The sequence below is a fragment of the Neobacillus sp. S1227 genome (assembly GCF_055385255.1).
The window spans coordinates 696,098-712,348 of record NZ_AP038276.1 but is presented as its reverse complement, the minus strand read 5'-3'; the positions used below and the strand labels follow the sequence as shown (position 1 = coordinate 712,348).

Below are 16,251 nucleotides of genomic sequence, written 5' to 3'. Positions count from 1 at the left end.
CCTGCCCCTGCTACTTGGGACAGGCCTGTTCTATAATTTACTATAATATCGAGGTCAAGGGGGTGAATAAAATGAGTGAAAAAATGTATACCTTGCTTGATGCGAACCGCAAACCGTACCAGAGTGCAACACCTGGAAAGTTGGGAGGGAACGGGAAAGGAAAAATCTATGGGCGGCTGGATTGCCCTGCTGCATTAAGAGCGATAGCCATAGGTGGGTATGTGGAAAGCCGGGTCTTCTTTGCCGATGAGGAAACTGCCATTGCAGCCGGATTTCGCCCCTGCGGAACATGTATGCGCGAAAAATACGCAAAATGGAAAGCGCAGCAAGGAAAATAAAAAAGAGTGCCTGTTACCACCTGAATCTTGTCGAGGAGAATCGGGGTGTAACAGGCACTTACTTTTTAATCTTCATGGGAAGGCGGGCAACCGTCATAGCGAGTATTCTAATTTAGTGATTGGTCCTTTCAGTCCCTAAATTACAAGTAATGATCAAAAACAACCTTTGTGAGATAAATCACATTTTCCTAATAATATTAATGCTATCATAATCTAATGTATTAGACTTCCGGATAATTAATATAAATCTAACCCCATAAAACTATAACTACAATTTGAAAAATGGGGTCAGGTCCGCATTCAGGTTAAGTTTTATAGCAACGGGGCACTGACCCCAAAATACGAGGAACTACTTTTGATTATTGCATCGACCTTTGAAATAATATAAGGGCATATGCTGTTTTGAAAGGTGGAGAAAATGGTGAAAGTATTTTTAATCGGTGCCAACGGTCAGGTAGGAAAGCATATAGTCAATTTATTGCAGAACAGCGATGAACATACAATAAGAGCAATGGTACGTAATGAAAATCAGGCGGGAATCCTTAGACAATCAGGAGTAAACGCAGTAGTGGCCAATTTGGAAAGCAGTGTGGGAGATCTAGCCAAGGCAATGGAAGGCTGCGATGCTGTCATTTTCTCAGCTGGTTCTGGCGGCAAGACAGGGCCAGATAAAACATTGCTTGTGGATTTGGATGGTGCGGTAAAATCGATGGAAGCGGCAGAAAAAGCCGGGGCACATCGTTATATCATGGTTAGTGCAGTCCAAGCACATAATCGGGAAAGCTGGAAGGACAGTCCGATTAAGCCATATATGGTTGCCAAACATTATGCAGACCGAATGCTCGTTTCAAGCCAGTTGAATTATACCATTGTGCGCCCTGGTGCGTTGCTTAATGAACCGGGTACAGGGAAAGTACAGGCTGCGGAAGATTTGCAAAGAGGGTCTATTCCGCGCGAGGACGTGGCCAAGACGGTAGTAGCTGCTTTAAACGAAGAAAATACGTTCCGCCGTTCATTTGATTTAATGTCGGGGGTTCAATCAGTCGAAGAAGCTTTAAAAAATATATAATTTGCAAAAAGCGAGTCTCCTGTTACGGGCTCGCTTTTTGAGCATGCAGTGAATTCAGCCCCCTATCCCAATTTCTTTAGAATCGAACTACATAGTTGAGCCTCCACTTTTATACATATAAAAAGATGCCACTGGCACCACCTGTCGAGGAGAATTCGACAAATTGCCGGTAGTGACATGCACTTGCCTTTAGGAAATAAAAGATTAAAAAAAAGTTGTCCTCACATTAAGGGCAACCTTTCGCATCTCATTTACTCATTTACTTATGATACGTGGTTCACCGTAATATACTTACTGATAAGGAAAATGATATTTATATTTATTTCAAAGAAAGCTTTAACCAAAATTACTTCGTTTTTGCTGATGGTAACGCTTGGATTGTTATTATAGGTGAAAATGGTATCATTGAAACAGCAATGATTGCTGATAGGCACAATCATTTTTTACACGAAACAAAAGGTTATAGGTATATAGGAAAAATTAAGGAGGTGTGGCAGTAATGGACTTCTTGAAAGATATTGAATATTACGGTGAGGATGTTACTGATATTGAGGTAAGTCCATTTGAAACAATCGATATGCTGCATCGCCGTAGCAGGTTAAACAAAGAATCATCAAAAATGTCGTTACAAGAACGTGTTCTTCTAATGAAATATGACTTAAAACTTCTTGAAAATGTAGAAGAAATAGTTAAACATATCGGGAAAGTATATGACTTTTCTCTCTCCACCGAGCCTTTTGAAGAATGGTGGTGGCACCTCGACAAGGTTGTCAGTGGCGAATTGGTAGTTGAAATTGGCCTAAGCCAAAAGGATAAGGTTCTTTAATGTCGACCAATATCAACAAATTACGGGCAATGACACCAGGCACTTGATGAAAAGAGTGCCTGGCACCACACCCGCAGAATGTCGAAAAAAACGAATAGCCTAATGAATGTATGTCCACCTTCCGAACCGTTAAATCATTTATATATATCGGTAATTCCATTTCTGCGCACTGCCGGCATCCTGTTTTTATGAATAGATATGTTATTCGCACTGAGAATCTTTCTTCACTATCCCAACTACTTTACTAGAAGGAATGGTCGGGTCATGTTGAACAACCAATGCCTTTGAGAAACGCTTTAAGTAATGTTCTTCATGTGATTTCGGCGTTAGGATGATCAGTTTTCTTTGTAATTCCTGTACATATAAGTCAAATACCTTTAATTTCCGGTTTTCATCCAGAGCACTGTCAAATTCATCTAATACAATGAATCCTGGTTTAAAGGATAAATTCTGCAATAATGCCAAAGCAAATAGTAGAGAACTTAGTGACTCCTCTCCCCCTGAGACACCTTTGCCAACCTTTCCTCCGCGCGCCTTTGTACTGACATCTTCCATTGTTCCTCGGTGGCCTTCTTTTCTGGCTTTTATGAACAGTTTAAAGTGTGTTCTCCCTCTTTTATCCTCGGATGACTCCCAATCCACTTGCCCTTCAAATTGAAAGTGGCTCATATAGGATTGAAATCTTCTGCGAATTTCGGTTACCCGCATATTAATGGTCGTTTCCAGCTTGTCCTTTAGTTGCTCAGCCCGCTCCCTATCTTGCTCGAGTAAGATGTTCGTGCGCTTATATTCATTATCCAATCGTTCAAACTCTTGCTTAACAGCTTCATAGTTTTCGGGTGCAGCAGGGTCAATATCAGGCTCCCTTCTCGCGGCGTCAAACGTAATTTTTCCATTTTCTCGTCGGTCTTTTAAAATTGTCACGGAAGGCAGTTGTTCCGAAACAGGATTAGCAGCGATCTCTAAGTAAACTTGCGGAACTAGCTCTTTCATTTCCGTTATTTCTTGTATATAAACGACCTGCTGTTGAGCAATCAAATCCAATTCTTCTCTTTTATTTTTTTGTTGAATCTCTATTCTCTTTAATCCTTTATCGGAAAGTTCAATTTCCTCGCCCAGTTCATCAACATTCCGCTTGAGCTTTTTCATTTTACTTTCCAGCTTATTTAAGCCCTCATCCAATCCTTCAAGAATAGCATTCTGCTGTTCACGTTGATTCTTAAGCAATGTTAACTGATTTTGTAAAGTGAGTAGGTTGTCATACTTTGCTTTCATCTTCCCAAGCTCTTCGTAGAAAGCCTCTTCTTCTTTTAAGGTACGCTGTTTGTCTTGAAGCTGAATCAGATGAACATCGAGGGATGTCCTCTTTTCACCAAGTTCCCCTAACAATGTAACAATCTCTGATAATCTTTTTCTTTCTTCTTCTAGTCTTTTAATGCGACTTTCCCGCTCGTAATCCGTTGCCATAAACGCTTCGGCTTCCCTTACATACTGAATAATTCGATTCAATTCTTGTGATTTTTTTGTATGATTGCCGATAAGTTCGTCTAATTCTGACAGTCTGGATCCTTTTGTGAAGATGAGCTTTTCCACTTCTTGTTTTCTAGCCAACAAGGCTTTCTTACTTAAAATATAGCGATCTTTTTCCTGTGGTCCCCGAATCCCCATCCCATCATGTAAGAAACCATTCTGTATCTTAATTGGACCGTTATTGAAAAATTGCCCCACCCACCACAGCGCTTTGATGGCATGTGGTATATCTTCGTCCCTCATACCTTCCTTAATCCTCAGATGGAGTTCAGGCAACGCTTCTACAGAGCGATCAGGCACCGTTTCCATTAATGAAACATGGTAAAGATCATTAGGTGGATCGATGTGTTTCCCTTGGAAAAAAATCGTATACTTAATCGTATTAAATAGACGTTCATCTTTTAATTGTGCCTGTTCATCTAATTCCACTAATTCACGAAGAGGATAAGCTTTTATTTTTCTCAAACGAAGATAGGCTAATGATTCAGCTTGGCGTTTAGATAAATCGCGGTTTTCTAAAAGAGAAGCCCTTTCTTTTTTCAGATCTTCCACTTCGTTGAATAATAGCAGGTGTTCATTTTTAAATGAGATAATTTCAGCATCCAGCTTAGCAATAGTCGCTGAAACCTCATAACTGCTTTTGTATTCTGCTAATCTTTTACTATGCTCTTCGTATAACCTTTGGTCTTCCTTTACTTGATAATCTAATCTTGCGATTTCATTCAGTCGATCACGTTGTAACAGTTCCTGCTGTTGGTATTGTTCTTTTACATCAGCTAATTGCTTACTGGTATCTTCGATTGCTTTACTCAATCGACCTAACTCTTCGTGCACTTCTTTTTCCGTACGGGTAATTTGATTTTTCCGTTTTGTTAAGTCTTCCAGTTCTTTTTCTAGGTCAGCAATGGACTGCTTTTTAGCCTGAATTTCAACATCTACTGTTTCCAGTAATTCTTCAGTCTCCTCCAGCCGGCTTTCTAACTCTCCTTTTTCAATTAGCAGCTTGTTTAACTGTTCAATCAACTTTTCTTTCTCTTCTTGCTTGGAGGAGATGGCTTCCTTCGCTTCTTCCATTTCAAAGGAAAGTTCCACCATTATTCCTTCTAAACTACTCTTCTCTTTTTTCAAAGCTGCTTCTAATAATAAAAGAGCTTCTGTATATTCCCTTGCACCGCGTATTAGACGTTCTTGATTACTTTTAAACCTGTCTAGATCAGCCTTTTTGATTTGCAATTCTAATCTTTTGTTATCAACACTATACTTGGCTGTTTTAAGAGTTTCGGTTGTGTCCTTTAGCTTTTCAATACTTTCTTCCCATTCGCGCTGTGTTTGATCAATCCCATGCATCTCGCTAAAAATTCGAAACCGTTCTTCAGGGTTCATAACGGCAAATTGATTAACCTCTTGCTGATACCAAATAAGATAATAGGAATCAGGGTCAATTTTGTATTTGTAAAGCAGGTCTTTCTTATAGGCGGAAAAATTAAATTGGCGGTCGCCAGATGTGAATTTTATAGTATTCTCCCAATGGTCGATCTCCTCACCCGTTGAGATAGAGAACTCTTTTTTTATCGGCTGTCCTGGTTCTTGAACCATTCTTAATGAAAATTGGATGAAGGCTGCAGCATCAATTTTCATTTGGCCTTCATTTCTAAAGAGTAATGAAATATGGGCTTTCCAAGTTTGATCAGGTAATAGGTTTCGAGATTTTAACCCTTCCACATCTACTTTTGAAGAATAAAGGACTGCTCCCATGCAATACGTGATTGTTGATTTACCGGAACCATTCGGACCAGTAATCATAATATGTTGGTCGATTCCCGATAAATCAATTTGCTCCGGCCGATAATCACGAATACCTGAAAATGACATTTTCCAAGGGATCATTCGCTTTCTCCTTTCTGATATAAGTTATATCGTTTAAAAAATTTCAATACTTCCTCTTTGTTCAACTGATTTGACTGACTAAATTCTGCTGTTCGACGTAAGAACGAATCAGAAAAAAGATGCACTCCAATTGCCGTAAGCTGAAAAGCTCTCTCTGATGAATCCGTTTCATAATCTTCAATTGCCCCTATTTTCTTTAAAGGGTCTATATTGAGTAGTACTCTTTGGTTTGCTTTTTTGGTTTCGTGCCCAAGGGCATCAAGCAATTGGTCAAATAGTGTAAATTCATGTTGCAAAACCTCTTGCTGGTAAAAAATATATAGTAATATCGCTAGACTTTCTTTGGATAAAGTATTGCGGGCTGAATGTGCAGGTACTCTCATTAAAGCCACCACTTGATCGCGCTTTTCATCATAAATTAATTGAAAGTACCGACTGATGGCTTGATTGACCCTTGTAATAAAAGAGAAAAAACGGTCGTCTTCCGATGAAATGCCAAGCTGTTTTTCAACCTCTTTTCGGGATAAGCCAAAATTTCCCGACCGAATCGTAGCGGATGAGGAGAACAGGATATTCATAAATGTTAACTCCTCTTCTTGCGTTAATATCCCTCTTATTGACTGCATTACATTTAACGGATTTACATTTATATCCCCAATAGTATCATTCGTATTTTTCGGCTCTTCGGAAAGGGTACTTTCGCTTAATAATGTCTGATCCATCTCCATCCTTCATCCACTCCCATTTTTTTTCGAAAACCTTGCGTTCTTTATTTTTTTCATTAGTAGTAGTTACGGTTACCTTTTTATTTCCTATTAAAGCCGAAATGGCTGTCAAAGCATTAATAGCATCACTCCACTGATCAGTGGTTGCTTCAATGATCACCTGCTCTAATGGTGCTTCTTCCTGTATTTCGAAAAAGGCTTCAATTGCCGTAGTGTCGATCATATTCTTTGTTAATAACCAGTTCGATTCCCCCATCAAACTCTCCAGCTCTTCCTCTGACATTTCCTCTGATGAATAATCCGTCTCTTCTTCTTCATCCACAATAGGATCTACAGCAGGTTCATACGTTTCTAAATACTCTATGGCATCTTCAATTGCTAGTGGAGATAAAGGGGCAGCAAACTTAACCGGTATCCATAGCCCATCGATAGCTTCATCCTCATATTGATTTTGCTCCATAAAACTTAATAACTGATGGGCATTGGGAATGTCGGAATCGAGTGGTGGATCAAACATTTTCGAAATGAAGGCTCTGACCTTTTCGGGTTGAATGGTTGAGGTTAACGGTGTTTTTTGCATATTTGTGAATTTTACATACTTGTTAATCATTCCTAAACTAAGGTTCGTTCCTTCAGCAAGAACAGCTGTCCCTCTTTGCATTAAATCGGTAAGTACTAAACTATCTTCTACTGTCTGGAATTGTCTAAACCTATCCTCAAGCTTTATCTCTAAATCCTTCATTAATTGATGGATTAGTTCAAGCTGGGGTAGAGCGTTACGGTCCGCAAGCATCTCTAACTCACGCTCTCTCAAAAGAGCAATTGCATTTTCCACATTTCGAATCATACTTGCAATTTTATTTCCACCAGAAATGCCGTTATCATCATAGGCTTCACTAATTTCAGCGTCACGCCTTGCTTGAAATAAGGATCGTCCGATATCATCGTTCATATAGTAAGCAAGAGAATCATTAGCAAGTCGAATAAGTGCATCCATCATGCGCTTCCCAACATCTCGCAGTTTGATTTTTCTTGTTTGTTTCGAAATCCAATTGTTTTTTATTAAAACATTAATGATTTGTTCAACCCTTTTTTTCGAAGGCGGTTCTGAGTCTTCGTACCGATTTCGATAACGATAATAAACGGTTTCCTCATTTTCAATCGGATCATCGAGTCCAAGTGCTTCTTCATTTAATAATTGAATAATCCTTAAAAATCTCAAGATTTCCCCTGGAGACTGAAAAAAGTTTTGAGCTCCTAAGTCGCTTAGAACCCCCGCTAATGAAGAAATATCTTTCATCGACTGCATAATTTCCGGTGCCGATTCCGTTGATTGAAATATAGATATTAATCTCGAATCCACCTTCTCCAATGTTCAACACCTCCAACCATTTGTTCCTGTTCCATTTTGTTATTTTCCAAAAAGCTTATTAGATATTGCTCATACTGCTGCCAGTGTGTAATAATTTTCTGGTCTGGCAAGATCAACTTTATCGTTAGATTGTCGTATTTACAGACTACTTCATGGATTTCCTTAGAAATTTGAAGTCCATCTGAATCGTAGTCACACCATATAAATACTTGTTCAATTTCACTGTTGTTTAGAATCTGGTAAATGGCATTTTTGTGAGCGGAACGTAAATGTCCATCAACACAGATGATAAGGGAATTGGTGTCCTTTAAGAAATGCTCCGTAGCTGCCATTCGCGTCAGAATCGCTCGATTTTCGACAAGCCAAAGTGTCGTTGCTTTTGTTTGAATCTCCCCATTTCCAATTGATAAATTCGTTAATGCATGAACCGGGCCCCAATCATAGGAAACATATTTCCCGCTCAATTGGCCAGCAAAAAATACCGGCGTAATTTGACCAAGGCTTGTTAAACCTAACTCAACTGCCGGAACATTCGTCCACTCTTCTAATTGATCAATAAACTCTTCCTTATAGGAATCAAATTCCTTTGACCCTCCAATTTTTTGAAAATATGCTGCACCAATTTCCTTCCAGTCGAATTCCTTCTTTTGAAGACATAATTGACTAAATGCATTTACAAAATGTAAAAACTTTAACCGTTTACCTAAATTCCACTTTTGCTGAAAAAAAACCGATGCCCTAAATTCATTCTGGTCAAGCTGATCCATTACCTTCAATATGTTTTGTATGCCAAGCTCTCTTTGATCGAAAAAGTTATCTTCAGTTAATAGAGTTGTTAGGATTTGGTTCTTAATTTGGAGAAATTCATGACGAGTTTGATCCATCTTTTGTTGTATCTTTAACTCTTCATATTGATACAATCGAAACCCCATCCGATAGTGTGATGAACGGACCGTTTTCTCATCTTTTTCAAACCTTACTTCCTTCAAAATCCACCCTTCCTCTAGCCATTTAAAGGTCTGGCGATCATCATCATTTAAGTAAACTTTTTTCCCAGGGGTAAATTTTAAAGCATCCAATTTATGATCATTCGTCGTTTCTACTGTATTAAGCTTTTTGGTTGATAATGTTAAGAGACCCAGAATTCGATAGGTTCTTACCGAACGTTTGATAATCTTTCCTTCTAGTAAAAAATTATCACTAATTGGTTGACCCCACTCCAGCTCCTCGTCACTTTTTAGAATGAATTCTTTTATATATTGTTGGAATGACTCATCTATCATACCGCTACCTCGTTCATGGTTTTCTATTCTTATTCTAACAAATTAATATGATATACGTTTGAGGTATCATTAGGAAATTTTTTGGAAAAGTTGACCTTTACATAACTAAAGTGAGCAAACATTATTTGTAAGGGCTAGAAAATGTTAACAGTTAGTGCCCGCGATATTGAAGGGGTTTTTTGTATAGTATCAAATGTATTGTACTTGGCTTATTTAATAGGAGATTTAAGCGTGTAACAAAAAATAGAGTACTTATTCAGATAATTAAAAACAGGTCTGTTCCTTGATCAGATAAAGCATTAATGAAGTTTGGGACTGACCCCAAATATAAGTATCAATAAAAAAAACTGTGGGTATTAATTACCACAGTTTTTGAATTTATTTATTTTGCATTCCACATGTGCCGAGTGTATGTGGGACACATGCGGTGCTGGTCAGTCACTAAAAAATATTCCGTTACTAGAAAGCCTAAATGCAATTTGAATTAATGGTTATAAGAACGACCTCATATCCGGAACAAAGCCTAACCACCTAGAGATTTGCGATGCCGCTTCTTTTAGTTGACCGCTATTATAATCATGGTTTTCTTCCATCCTTGCCGTTGGGCCGCCGATACTTATCGCCCCAATAGCTCGGCCTGTATAATTGTAAACTGGTATAGCATAACAGGTTAATCCTAACTCAATTTCTTCTCGATCAATGGCAATACCCTGAATTCTAATATTGCTCAATTCTCTTAAAAATAGTTGTCGATCCGTAATCGTATTTACTGTATAGGAAGGCATCCCTTTTTTATCTAAGATTTTATCAACATCTTCAAGGGAAAAGGTTGAAACGATTGCCTTTCCAACTGCTGTACAGTGGATGGGCCTCCTCATTCCTAACTCTGCAGTAGTACGAATGGATTGCGTTCCTTCTACTTTATACAAATGAACCACATCACCATCGTTGAAAACCGAAAGAAAGGATGTTTCCCCCGTTTTATAGGATAAATCACGTAGATATGGGACAGCAACATCAACAAGTTCTGAATTTTTGAGGCCAGAAACCCCAACCTCAATCATTTTTAATCCGATATTGTAAGTCTCGGTCTTTTCTTCAAAATGAATAAATTGATGAGACTTCATCGTTTCTAATAATCTATGAGCAGTGGTTTTTGGGATATCTAATTCTTTCCCTAATTCTGCAAGGGTAACTCCGCCACTTTTTTTTGCTATATAATCTAATAAGATTAATACCCGATCAGCTGTTGAATTACCCTTTTGATCAGTTGAAATTTCTTTCGTCATTATGATCTCCCATCTTTTAATTATATTGTGATCAAACATTTGTATATGTTTCATTAAAAAATAGAGTTTTAATAGATGGAAATTGGATACAGTGTATAGAAAATTCCTACCATTTTCACTTTACACAATAATATATTATCTTTCCAGCCTAAATTCATACCAAAAAGCAAAATGAATTAACAATGCATTTCATCGATAAAATATGAAAGACTTTATACGATCTTCCAGTTTTCAGATTCTATTATTTGACTAAGGTCTCTCATGAATTTTGCAGCATCCGTTCCATCCAGTGTTCGATGATCAAACGAAGCAATCATGGTAAGCATTGGTCTAATTTCGATCTGGTTATCTTTTGTAACAATTGGCTGTTTAATCGTTGACCCAACGGCTAAAATCGCACATTCAGGAGGATTGATAATGGCCGTAAATTCGTCTACCTCGAAAGAACCAAGATTTGATATCGTAAACGTCCCGCCGGTCATTTCATCTCTTGATAAACGATTAAATTTTGCCTTTTGGATCAGTTCTTCCCGTTTTTTAGCAATTTCTGCTAACGATAGCCGGTTGGCCTGTTTTATGACAGGAACCATTAACCCGTTATCTAATCCAACTGCCAATCCTACATTGATATCTTTATTTTTTATAATTTTTAATTCATTTTCTGCATCAGAAAAGTAGGCATTCACCAGTTCATTTTTTTCAAGTGCCATTGCAGCTGCTTGAATAAGAAAATCATTTAAAGATATCTGAATCCCAATCGACTTTAATGTATTTCTCAGTTTTGTAATGTTGCTAAGATCTACTCTTTTCCTAATTGTAAACTGAGGAACATCCCTGAAACTTGCGGATAATTTCCTTGCCGTTGCAGAGCGAATTCGATTCAATAAGGCGACATCCTGAGCTTCCGTTTCTACTTGTTTATAATTTTGGGGAGGAACGATTGCTTCTTCTTGTTTAGGAGGTTCATAGGAAACCTGATCCTTATCTTGTACTAAATGGTTTTTCAGCGCTTCCAAATCTTTTAGGACAATTCGATTCCTGGGTCCTGATCCTTTTATTAATTTCAGTTCATCAAAACTTAATCCCAACATTCTAGCTTTTTTTCGGACTGCAGGGGACATTCGAACACCATGGAATCGGTAATCATTCATTTTTGGATAATCAATCTCTGTTTTGGTTTGAAGTTTATCCTTAACAAGCGGATTTGAACTTTGAGGTTCGGTCTTGCTGCCAGAACTGTCTACAATTGTACCTTCACCAATATGACAAATGACGGTTGAAACCTGGATTGTATCCCCTTCGTTATATAATTTATCAAGAAGTATACCAGAAGAAGTAGCTTCAATTTCCAGTGTTGACTTATCAGTCTCTACTTCAGCTACGACTTCATTTCTTTCCACTTTATCCCCTATCTCTTTATACCATTTTATTAAAGTTGCTTCTTCCATCGTTAAACCAAGCTTAGGAAGAACCATTGCTTCCACCATTTTCAATATTCCCCCTTTCAAGTAGCGGTTTCCAAGCCAAATCTCTACGCATGGATATATAAACTTTTTCTAACTTCATTTACGATATCTTTAACTTGTGGTAAGGTTTCCTTTTCCAATTCCAGGCTATATGGAATGGGTACGTCCTTTGCCCCCACACGTGCAATCGGTGCATCAAGTTCATCAAAGGCTTCCATTTGTACTCTTGCGGCTATTTCTGCTCCCCACCCATATGAGGTAGAGGCTTCATGCACTATCACCAGGCGATGTGTTTTTCTTACAGATTGAACAACACTTTCAGTATCGAGAGGGACCAGACTTCGCAGGTCAATCACTTCTGCATCTATACCTTCCTGTTCCAGCTGCTTTGCTGCCTCTATTGCAAGATCTACCATTCTCGACAAGGCAACAATTGTAACATCCTTCCCATTGCGTTTAATGTCTGCTTTACCTAACGGGATAATATATTCTTCTTCTGGGACTTCGCCTTTTGTATTATATAGGAGTTTATGTTCGATAAACATAACCGGAGACTCTTCTCGAATGGATGCCTTTAGAAGCCCTTTTGCATCATAGGGATTAGCAGGGCATACTACCTTCAGTCCTGGAAACTGGGCAAAGAGGCCTTCTAAACTTTGGGAATGCTGGGCTCCATTTCCTCGTCCGCCTCCACCTTGTGTCCTGATGACAAGAGGGACTTTTGACTGCCCCCCAGACATATAACTTAATTTAGCTGCCTGGTTTAAGATTTGGTCCATCGCGACCAGGGTAAAATCAACCCACATGATTTCAATAATGGGACGCATCCCCGTTATAGCAGCCCCAATTCCAATCCCTATAAAACCTGATTCGGAAATCGGAGTATCAATCACCCTGTGCTTCCCAAATTCATCATATAAATCTTTTGTTACCTTAAAAACGCCGCCATACGCCCCAATATCCTCTCCAAGCAAAACAATATCCTCATTAGCTAGCATTTCTTCCCTTAGAGCCTCATTAATGGCTTGCGCATATGAAATAATTCTCGACATCTACATTCACCCCCAAATGATTAATAAACATCTGTATAGATTTCTTCATAGTCAGCCACTGAGCTGTTTAATGCAAATTGAAAGGCTTCCTCTATTCTTGCGTCTATCTCATTCGATAGACTCTCCATTTGCATTTGGCTTATGATATTGAAATCGTTTAATTTCTTTTTAAACAGCAGAATAGGATCCCTTTTCTTCCACTCATTTACTTCTTCTTTACTTCTATAAATTTCTGAATCTCCAAACATATGACCTTGCTGACGATAGGTTTTCGCTTCAATAAAAGTAGGACCTTTTCCGTTTCTGGCTCGTTCTACTGCCTCTTCGGTTACTTGGCTGACGGCTTCCACATCGTTGCCGTCTACGACAACAGAACGGATGTGATAAGCAAGGCCACGTTCAGCTAAATCGTTGTTCTTTACCATATCTGCAATCGGAGACATTTCTGAGTAGAGATTGTTTTCGCAAACAAAGATGATAGGCAACTCCCAAATCGATGCCATATTCAATGTCTCATGAAATACCCCCTGATTCGTTGCCCCATCCCCAAAAAACGTAACAGCTACTTGGCCCCTCTTTCTCCTTTTTGCAGTAAAGGCCGCTCCTGTGGCAATCGGAATCCCAGCTCCCACGATCCCATTTGCCCCAATCAGGCCAATCTCTATATCAGAGATATGCATAGGTCCTCCCTTACCCTTGCAATAGCCGTCCGACCTTCCCATCATCTCTGCAAATAGTTTTTCTATACTTGCTCCTTTGGCAATCGCGTGTCCTCTGGAACGATAAGTGGTAGTGATATAGTCATCAACATTTAAATTTTCACAAACACCTACCGCTACAGCTTCCTGTCCGATATAACCATGTAACGAACCTCCCATTAACCCCTGCTTATACATTTCTACCGATTTTTCCTCGAATTTTCGGATGGTCAATAATTTGCTCAATACATTGAATGCCTGACCTTTATCAAAAACAAGTTCATTTGGATTTGAAGTGCGGCTTGTAAACATAGGCTTTCCCTTACCTCCTTTTAGCTAAAAAAATGACTTTACAGCTTTTTATTTCTTTACATTTGGTCTATCTTCAATTAACACTCCGCCGATACTAAATAAATCCTTTTTCACCTCAATCAACTCAATTCGTACATTATCAGGTGTAATATCCAGTGAGTGGCAAACCGCTTCAGTAACGGAGGAAACGAGGCGTCTTTTCGTTTCTAGATCTCGTCCTTCCACTAATTTCAACTTAATATAAGGCATTCTATTCCACACCTTTCTCATTAATAGGTAAACTAAATAATCTATTAAAATGGTATTCACCAATCATAATCACCATAGCTAGGTTTATCCTCCAATGTAATGCATCTCAATTCTTTGATGATTTGGAATATGCGTTGCGTTAAATCTTTCATCAGAATAACGGTCCATTCTATTTGCCCAAACGTCCTGAATAAATTTTCTAATGACCTTATCATTCGATTCTGATCGGATAAGCGATTGCAAGTTTGTACCCTTCGACGCAAACAGACAGGTATATAAATTTCCATCAGCAGAAAGCCGTGCACGTGTGCAGGTGGAACAAAAGGATTCCGTTACGGATGATATAAACCCTATCTCCTCGTTCGTTCCCCGATAGTAATAACGGCTGGCTACTTCACCAAAGTAATTGGATGGTATCGGTTCTAATGGCATCTCGCGATGGATGAGCTCGATCATTTCTCGTTTGGAGACCACATACTTTAAGTTCCATCCATTGCTATTTCCTACATCCATGAATTCAATAAAACGTAAAATATGCCCTGTATTTCGGAAGTAACGTGCCATCGGAAGAATATCATGGTCATTGACCCCTCTTTGGACCACCATATTTACTTTTAATTTCAACCCAACAGCGGCCGCAGCATCAATTCCTTTCAGTACTGTATTGACATCGCAGCGGCCGCCGTTCATTTGTAGGAAGGTTTCATTATCCAGGCTATCCAAACTAACATTTATACGTTGGAGGCCAGCATCTTTAAGATCCTTCGCAAATCGTGTGAGAAGAGAACCGTTAGTGGTTAATGCAATTTCCAAATTCCCATCCACTTGTTTCAGCATCGAGATTAACTTTGGCAAGTCCTTGCGTAATAAAGGTTCTCCTCCAGACAAACGAATTTTTTCCACCCCAAGGGATGCGAAAATCGCAGCCAGACGAGTAATTTCTTCAAAGCTTAGCAGTTTTTCATTAGGCATAAACTGAAAGTTCTGATTAAAAATTTCTGCAGGCATACAATAGCGACAGCGAAAATTGCATCTGTCTGTAACAGAGATACGTAAATCACGTAGAGGACGATCCAATAAATCAGATATTTTAATAGAATTAATAGTCATATTATTCCCCTCTCTCTGTTTAGAAAAAATTTTTTTACCTTAACATGGATGAAACCCTCCATATCCAAGGGTGATGATATCGCTTTCCGTTATTTTTTCACCTGCAAGAATCCGCGGCAAAATTACATCGAATGATGTATAAGGGTCGTGCATGACACAGCCGGGGAGACCCATGACAGGGATTTCGTTAATATAGGAAACAAGCATCATTGAACCAGGTAACATGGGTATGCCATAACGAATGATGTTTGCCCCTGCATTTTTTATCGCTAACGGAGTTCGATCGTCTGGATCTACCGACATACCTCCTGTGACCAAAATTAAATCTACATTCTGATTCAGAAAGTAATGGATTTTCCTTTCTATTTCCTCCGAACGATCAGGGACAATACATTGTTCCACAATTTCGGAACCAAAGTGCTCCACTTTCTTTTTAACTGCCGGACCAAATTTATCTTTAATTCTACCTTCATAAACTTCATTGCCTGTTGTAATCATTCCAACCTTTAGTGAGCGGAACGGAATTACTTTTACGATATAAGAATGTTCCTGACAAATGGACTCGACTTCCCTTATGATAGATTCTTCCAGAATCAGAGGGATTTGTTTGACACCGCAAATTGACTGATCCTTCTCAACCGGCCGATTGGTGACAAAAGTGGATAGGATAATTCCATTGAGGGCATTGATTTGATGTACTGCCTTTTCGTTGATTTTTAAAAGACCCTGTACGGCACTTTTTATGGTCATTTTTCCTTCGGAAGGCCCTGCTGCATAGACGTTATCTCCAGAAATCGCCTGTCCCATTCGCTTGGCAGCTTCATCCTCGTGGATGTATTCTTCCGGTATGTCCATGATGTAAATATGACCTTTGCCAATATTTAATAATTGAGGAATGTCTTCCTCTCTTATCACATGGCCCTTCTTAAACAATCGCCCTTTAAATTTTCCAGGAATAATTTGGGTTAGATCGTGAGCCAGTTCCATTCCAACAGCATGTTCAACCTTGACCTCTTTCATAAAAGCTTTTCTCATCAGACATTGC

At 38.9% G+C, this 16,251-nt stretch carries 15 protein-coding genes; 4 read left to right on the top strand and 11 right to left on the bottom strand.

From position 1 onward, the window contains the following. The first annotated feature begins 71 nt into the window (after positions 1–71). The 4 genes from ACZ5AE_RS03495 to ACZ5AE_RS03480 all read left to right on the top strand — a co-directional run bounded on the left by ACZ5AE_RS03495 (position 72) and on the right by ACZ5AE_RS03480 (position 2,233). The gene (locus tag ACZ5AE_RS03495; protein WP_464569514.1) at positions 72–338 is read left to right on the top strand and encodes an Ada metal-binding domain-containing protein; all 267 of its coding nucleotides are present in this window, start codon (positions 72–74) and stop codon (positions 336–338) included. 421 nt (positions 339–759) lie between these two features. Next, complete coding sequence (locus ACZ5AE_RS03490; protein ID WP_464573533.1) at positions 760–1,407, top strand: SDR family oxidoreductase; 648 nt, start codon at positions 760–762, stop codon at positions 1,405–1,407. A gap of 272 nt (positions 1,408–1,679) precedes the next feature. Continuing rightward, entirely contained in the window at positions 1,680–1,907 is a 228-nt protein-coding gene (locus ACZ5AE_RS03485) for a hypothetical protein (protein ID WP_464569512.1), read from the top strand. Further along, on the top strand, positions 1,907–2,233 hold the full coding sequence (locus ACZ5AE_RS03480) for a hypothetical protein (RefSeq protein ID WP_464569510.1): 327 nt from the start codon (positions 1,907–1,909) through the stop codon (positions 2,231–2,233). The genes ACZ5AE_RS03485 and ACZ5AE_RS03480 overlap by 1 nt, the downstream gene beginning before the upstream one ends. A 201-nt stretch (positions 2,234–2,434) precedes the next feature. On the opposite strand, the gene ACZ5AE_RS03475 is transcribed toward ACZ5AE_RS03480, so the two are convergent. From ACZ5AE_RS03475 to ACZ5AE_RS03425, 11 genes are all read right to left on the bottom strand, one after another. Beyond that, positions 2,435–5,650 (bottom strand): chromosome segregation protein SMC, encoded by a 3,216-nt coding sequence (locus ACZ5AE_RS03475; RefSeq protein ID WP_464569508.1) that lies wholly within the window; start codon positions 5,648–5,650, stop codon positions 2,435–2,437. Next, positions 5,647–6,276, bottom strand: a complete 630-nt coding sequence (locus ACZ5AE_RS03470) for a hypothetical protein (RefSeq protein WP_464573532.1) — start codon at positions 6,274–6,276, stop codon at positions 5,647–5,649. Before ACZ5AE_RS03470 ends, ACZ5AE_RS03475 begins: the two co-directional genes overlap by 4 nt. Positions 6,277–6,313: 37 nt before the next feature. Then, a complete protein-coding gene (locus tag ACZ5AE_RS03465; protein ID WP_464569506.1) occupies positions 6,314–7,747 on the bottom strand; it encodes a hypothetical protein in 1,434 nt (477 codons plus the stop codon). Further along, the gene (locus tag ACZ5AE_RS03460) at positions 7,723–9,030 is read right to left on the bottom strand and encodes a DUF2399 domain-containing protein (protein ID WP_464569504.1); all 1,308 of its coding nucleotides are present in this window, start codon (positions 9,028–9,030) and stop codon (positions 7,723–7,725) included. Before ACZ5AE_RS03460 ends, ACZ5AE_RS03465 begins: the two co-directional genes overlap by 25 nt. Positions 9,031–9,521: 491 nt before the next feature. After that, on the bottom strand, positions 9,522–10,319 hold the full coding sequence (locus tag ACZ5AE_RS03455) for an IclR family transcriptional regulator (protein ID WP_464569502.1): 798 nt from the start codon (positions 10,317–10,319) through the stop codon (positions 9,522–9,524). Positions 10,320–10,531: 212 nt separating this feature from the next. Then, on the bottom strand, positions 10,532–11,806 hold the full coding sequence (locus tag ACZ5AE_RS03450; RefSeq protein ID WP_464569500.1) for a dihydrolipoamide acetyltransferase family protein: 1,275 nt from the start codon (positions 11,804–11,806) through the stop codon (positions 10,532–10,534). A 44-nt stretch (positions 11,807–11,850) separates the two neighbouring features. Continuing rightward, positions 11,851–12,837: an alpha-ketoacid dehydrogenase subunit beta gene (locus ACZ5AE_RS03445; RefSeq protein ID WP_464569498.1), complete on the bottom strand. Its 987-nt coding sequence runs from the start codon at positions 12,835–12,837 to the stop codon at positions 11,851–11,853. 20 nt (positions 12,838–12,857) lie between these two features. Continuing rightward, positions 12,858–13,847, bottom strand: a complete 990-nt coding sequence (locus tag ACZ5AE_RS03440; RefSeq protein WP_464569496.1) for a thiamine pyrophosphate-dependent dehydrogenase E1 component subunit alpha — start codon at positions 13,845–13,847, stop codon at positions 12,858–12,860. A gap of 48 nt (positions 13,848–13,895) precedes the next feature. Continuing rightward, on the bottom strand, positions 13,896–14,096 hold the full coding sequence (locus tag ACZ5AE_RS03435; RefSeq protein ID WP_464569494.1) for a tautomerase family protein: 201 nt from the start codon (positions 14,094–14,096) through the stop codon (positions 13,896–13,898). A gap of 84 nt (positions 14,097–14,180) precedes the next feature. Continuing rightward, complete coding sequence (moaA, locus tag ACZ5AE_RS03430) at positions 14,181–15,200, bottom strand: GTP 3',8-cyclase MoaA (protein ID WP_464573531.1); 1,020 nt, start codon at positions 15,198–15,200, stop codon at positions 14,181–14,183. Between the two features lie 45 nt (positions 15,201–15,245). Continuing rightward, entirely contained in the window at positions 15,246–16,244 is a 999-nt protein-coding gene (locus ACZ5AE_RS03425; RefSeq protein WP_464573530.1) for a molybdopterin-binding protein, read from the bottom strand. Positions 16,245–16,251: the final 7 nt, after the last annotated feature.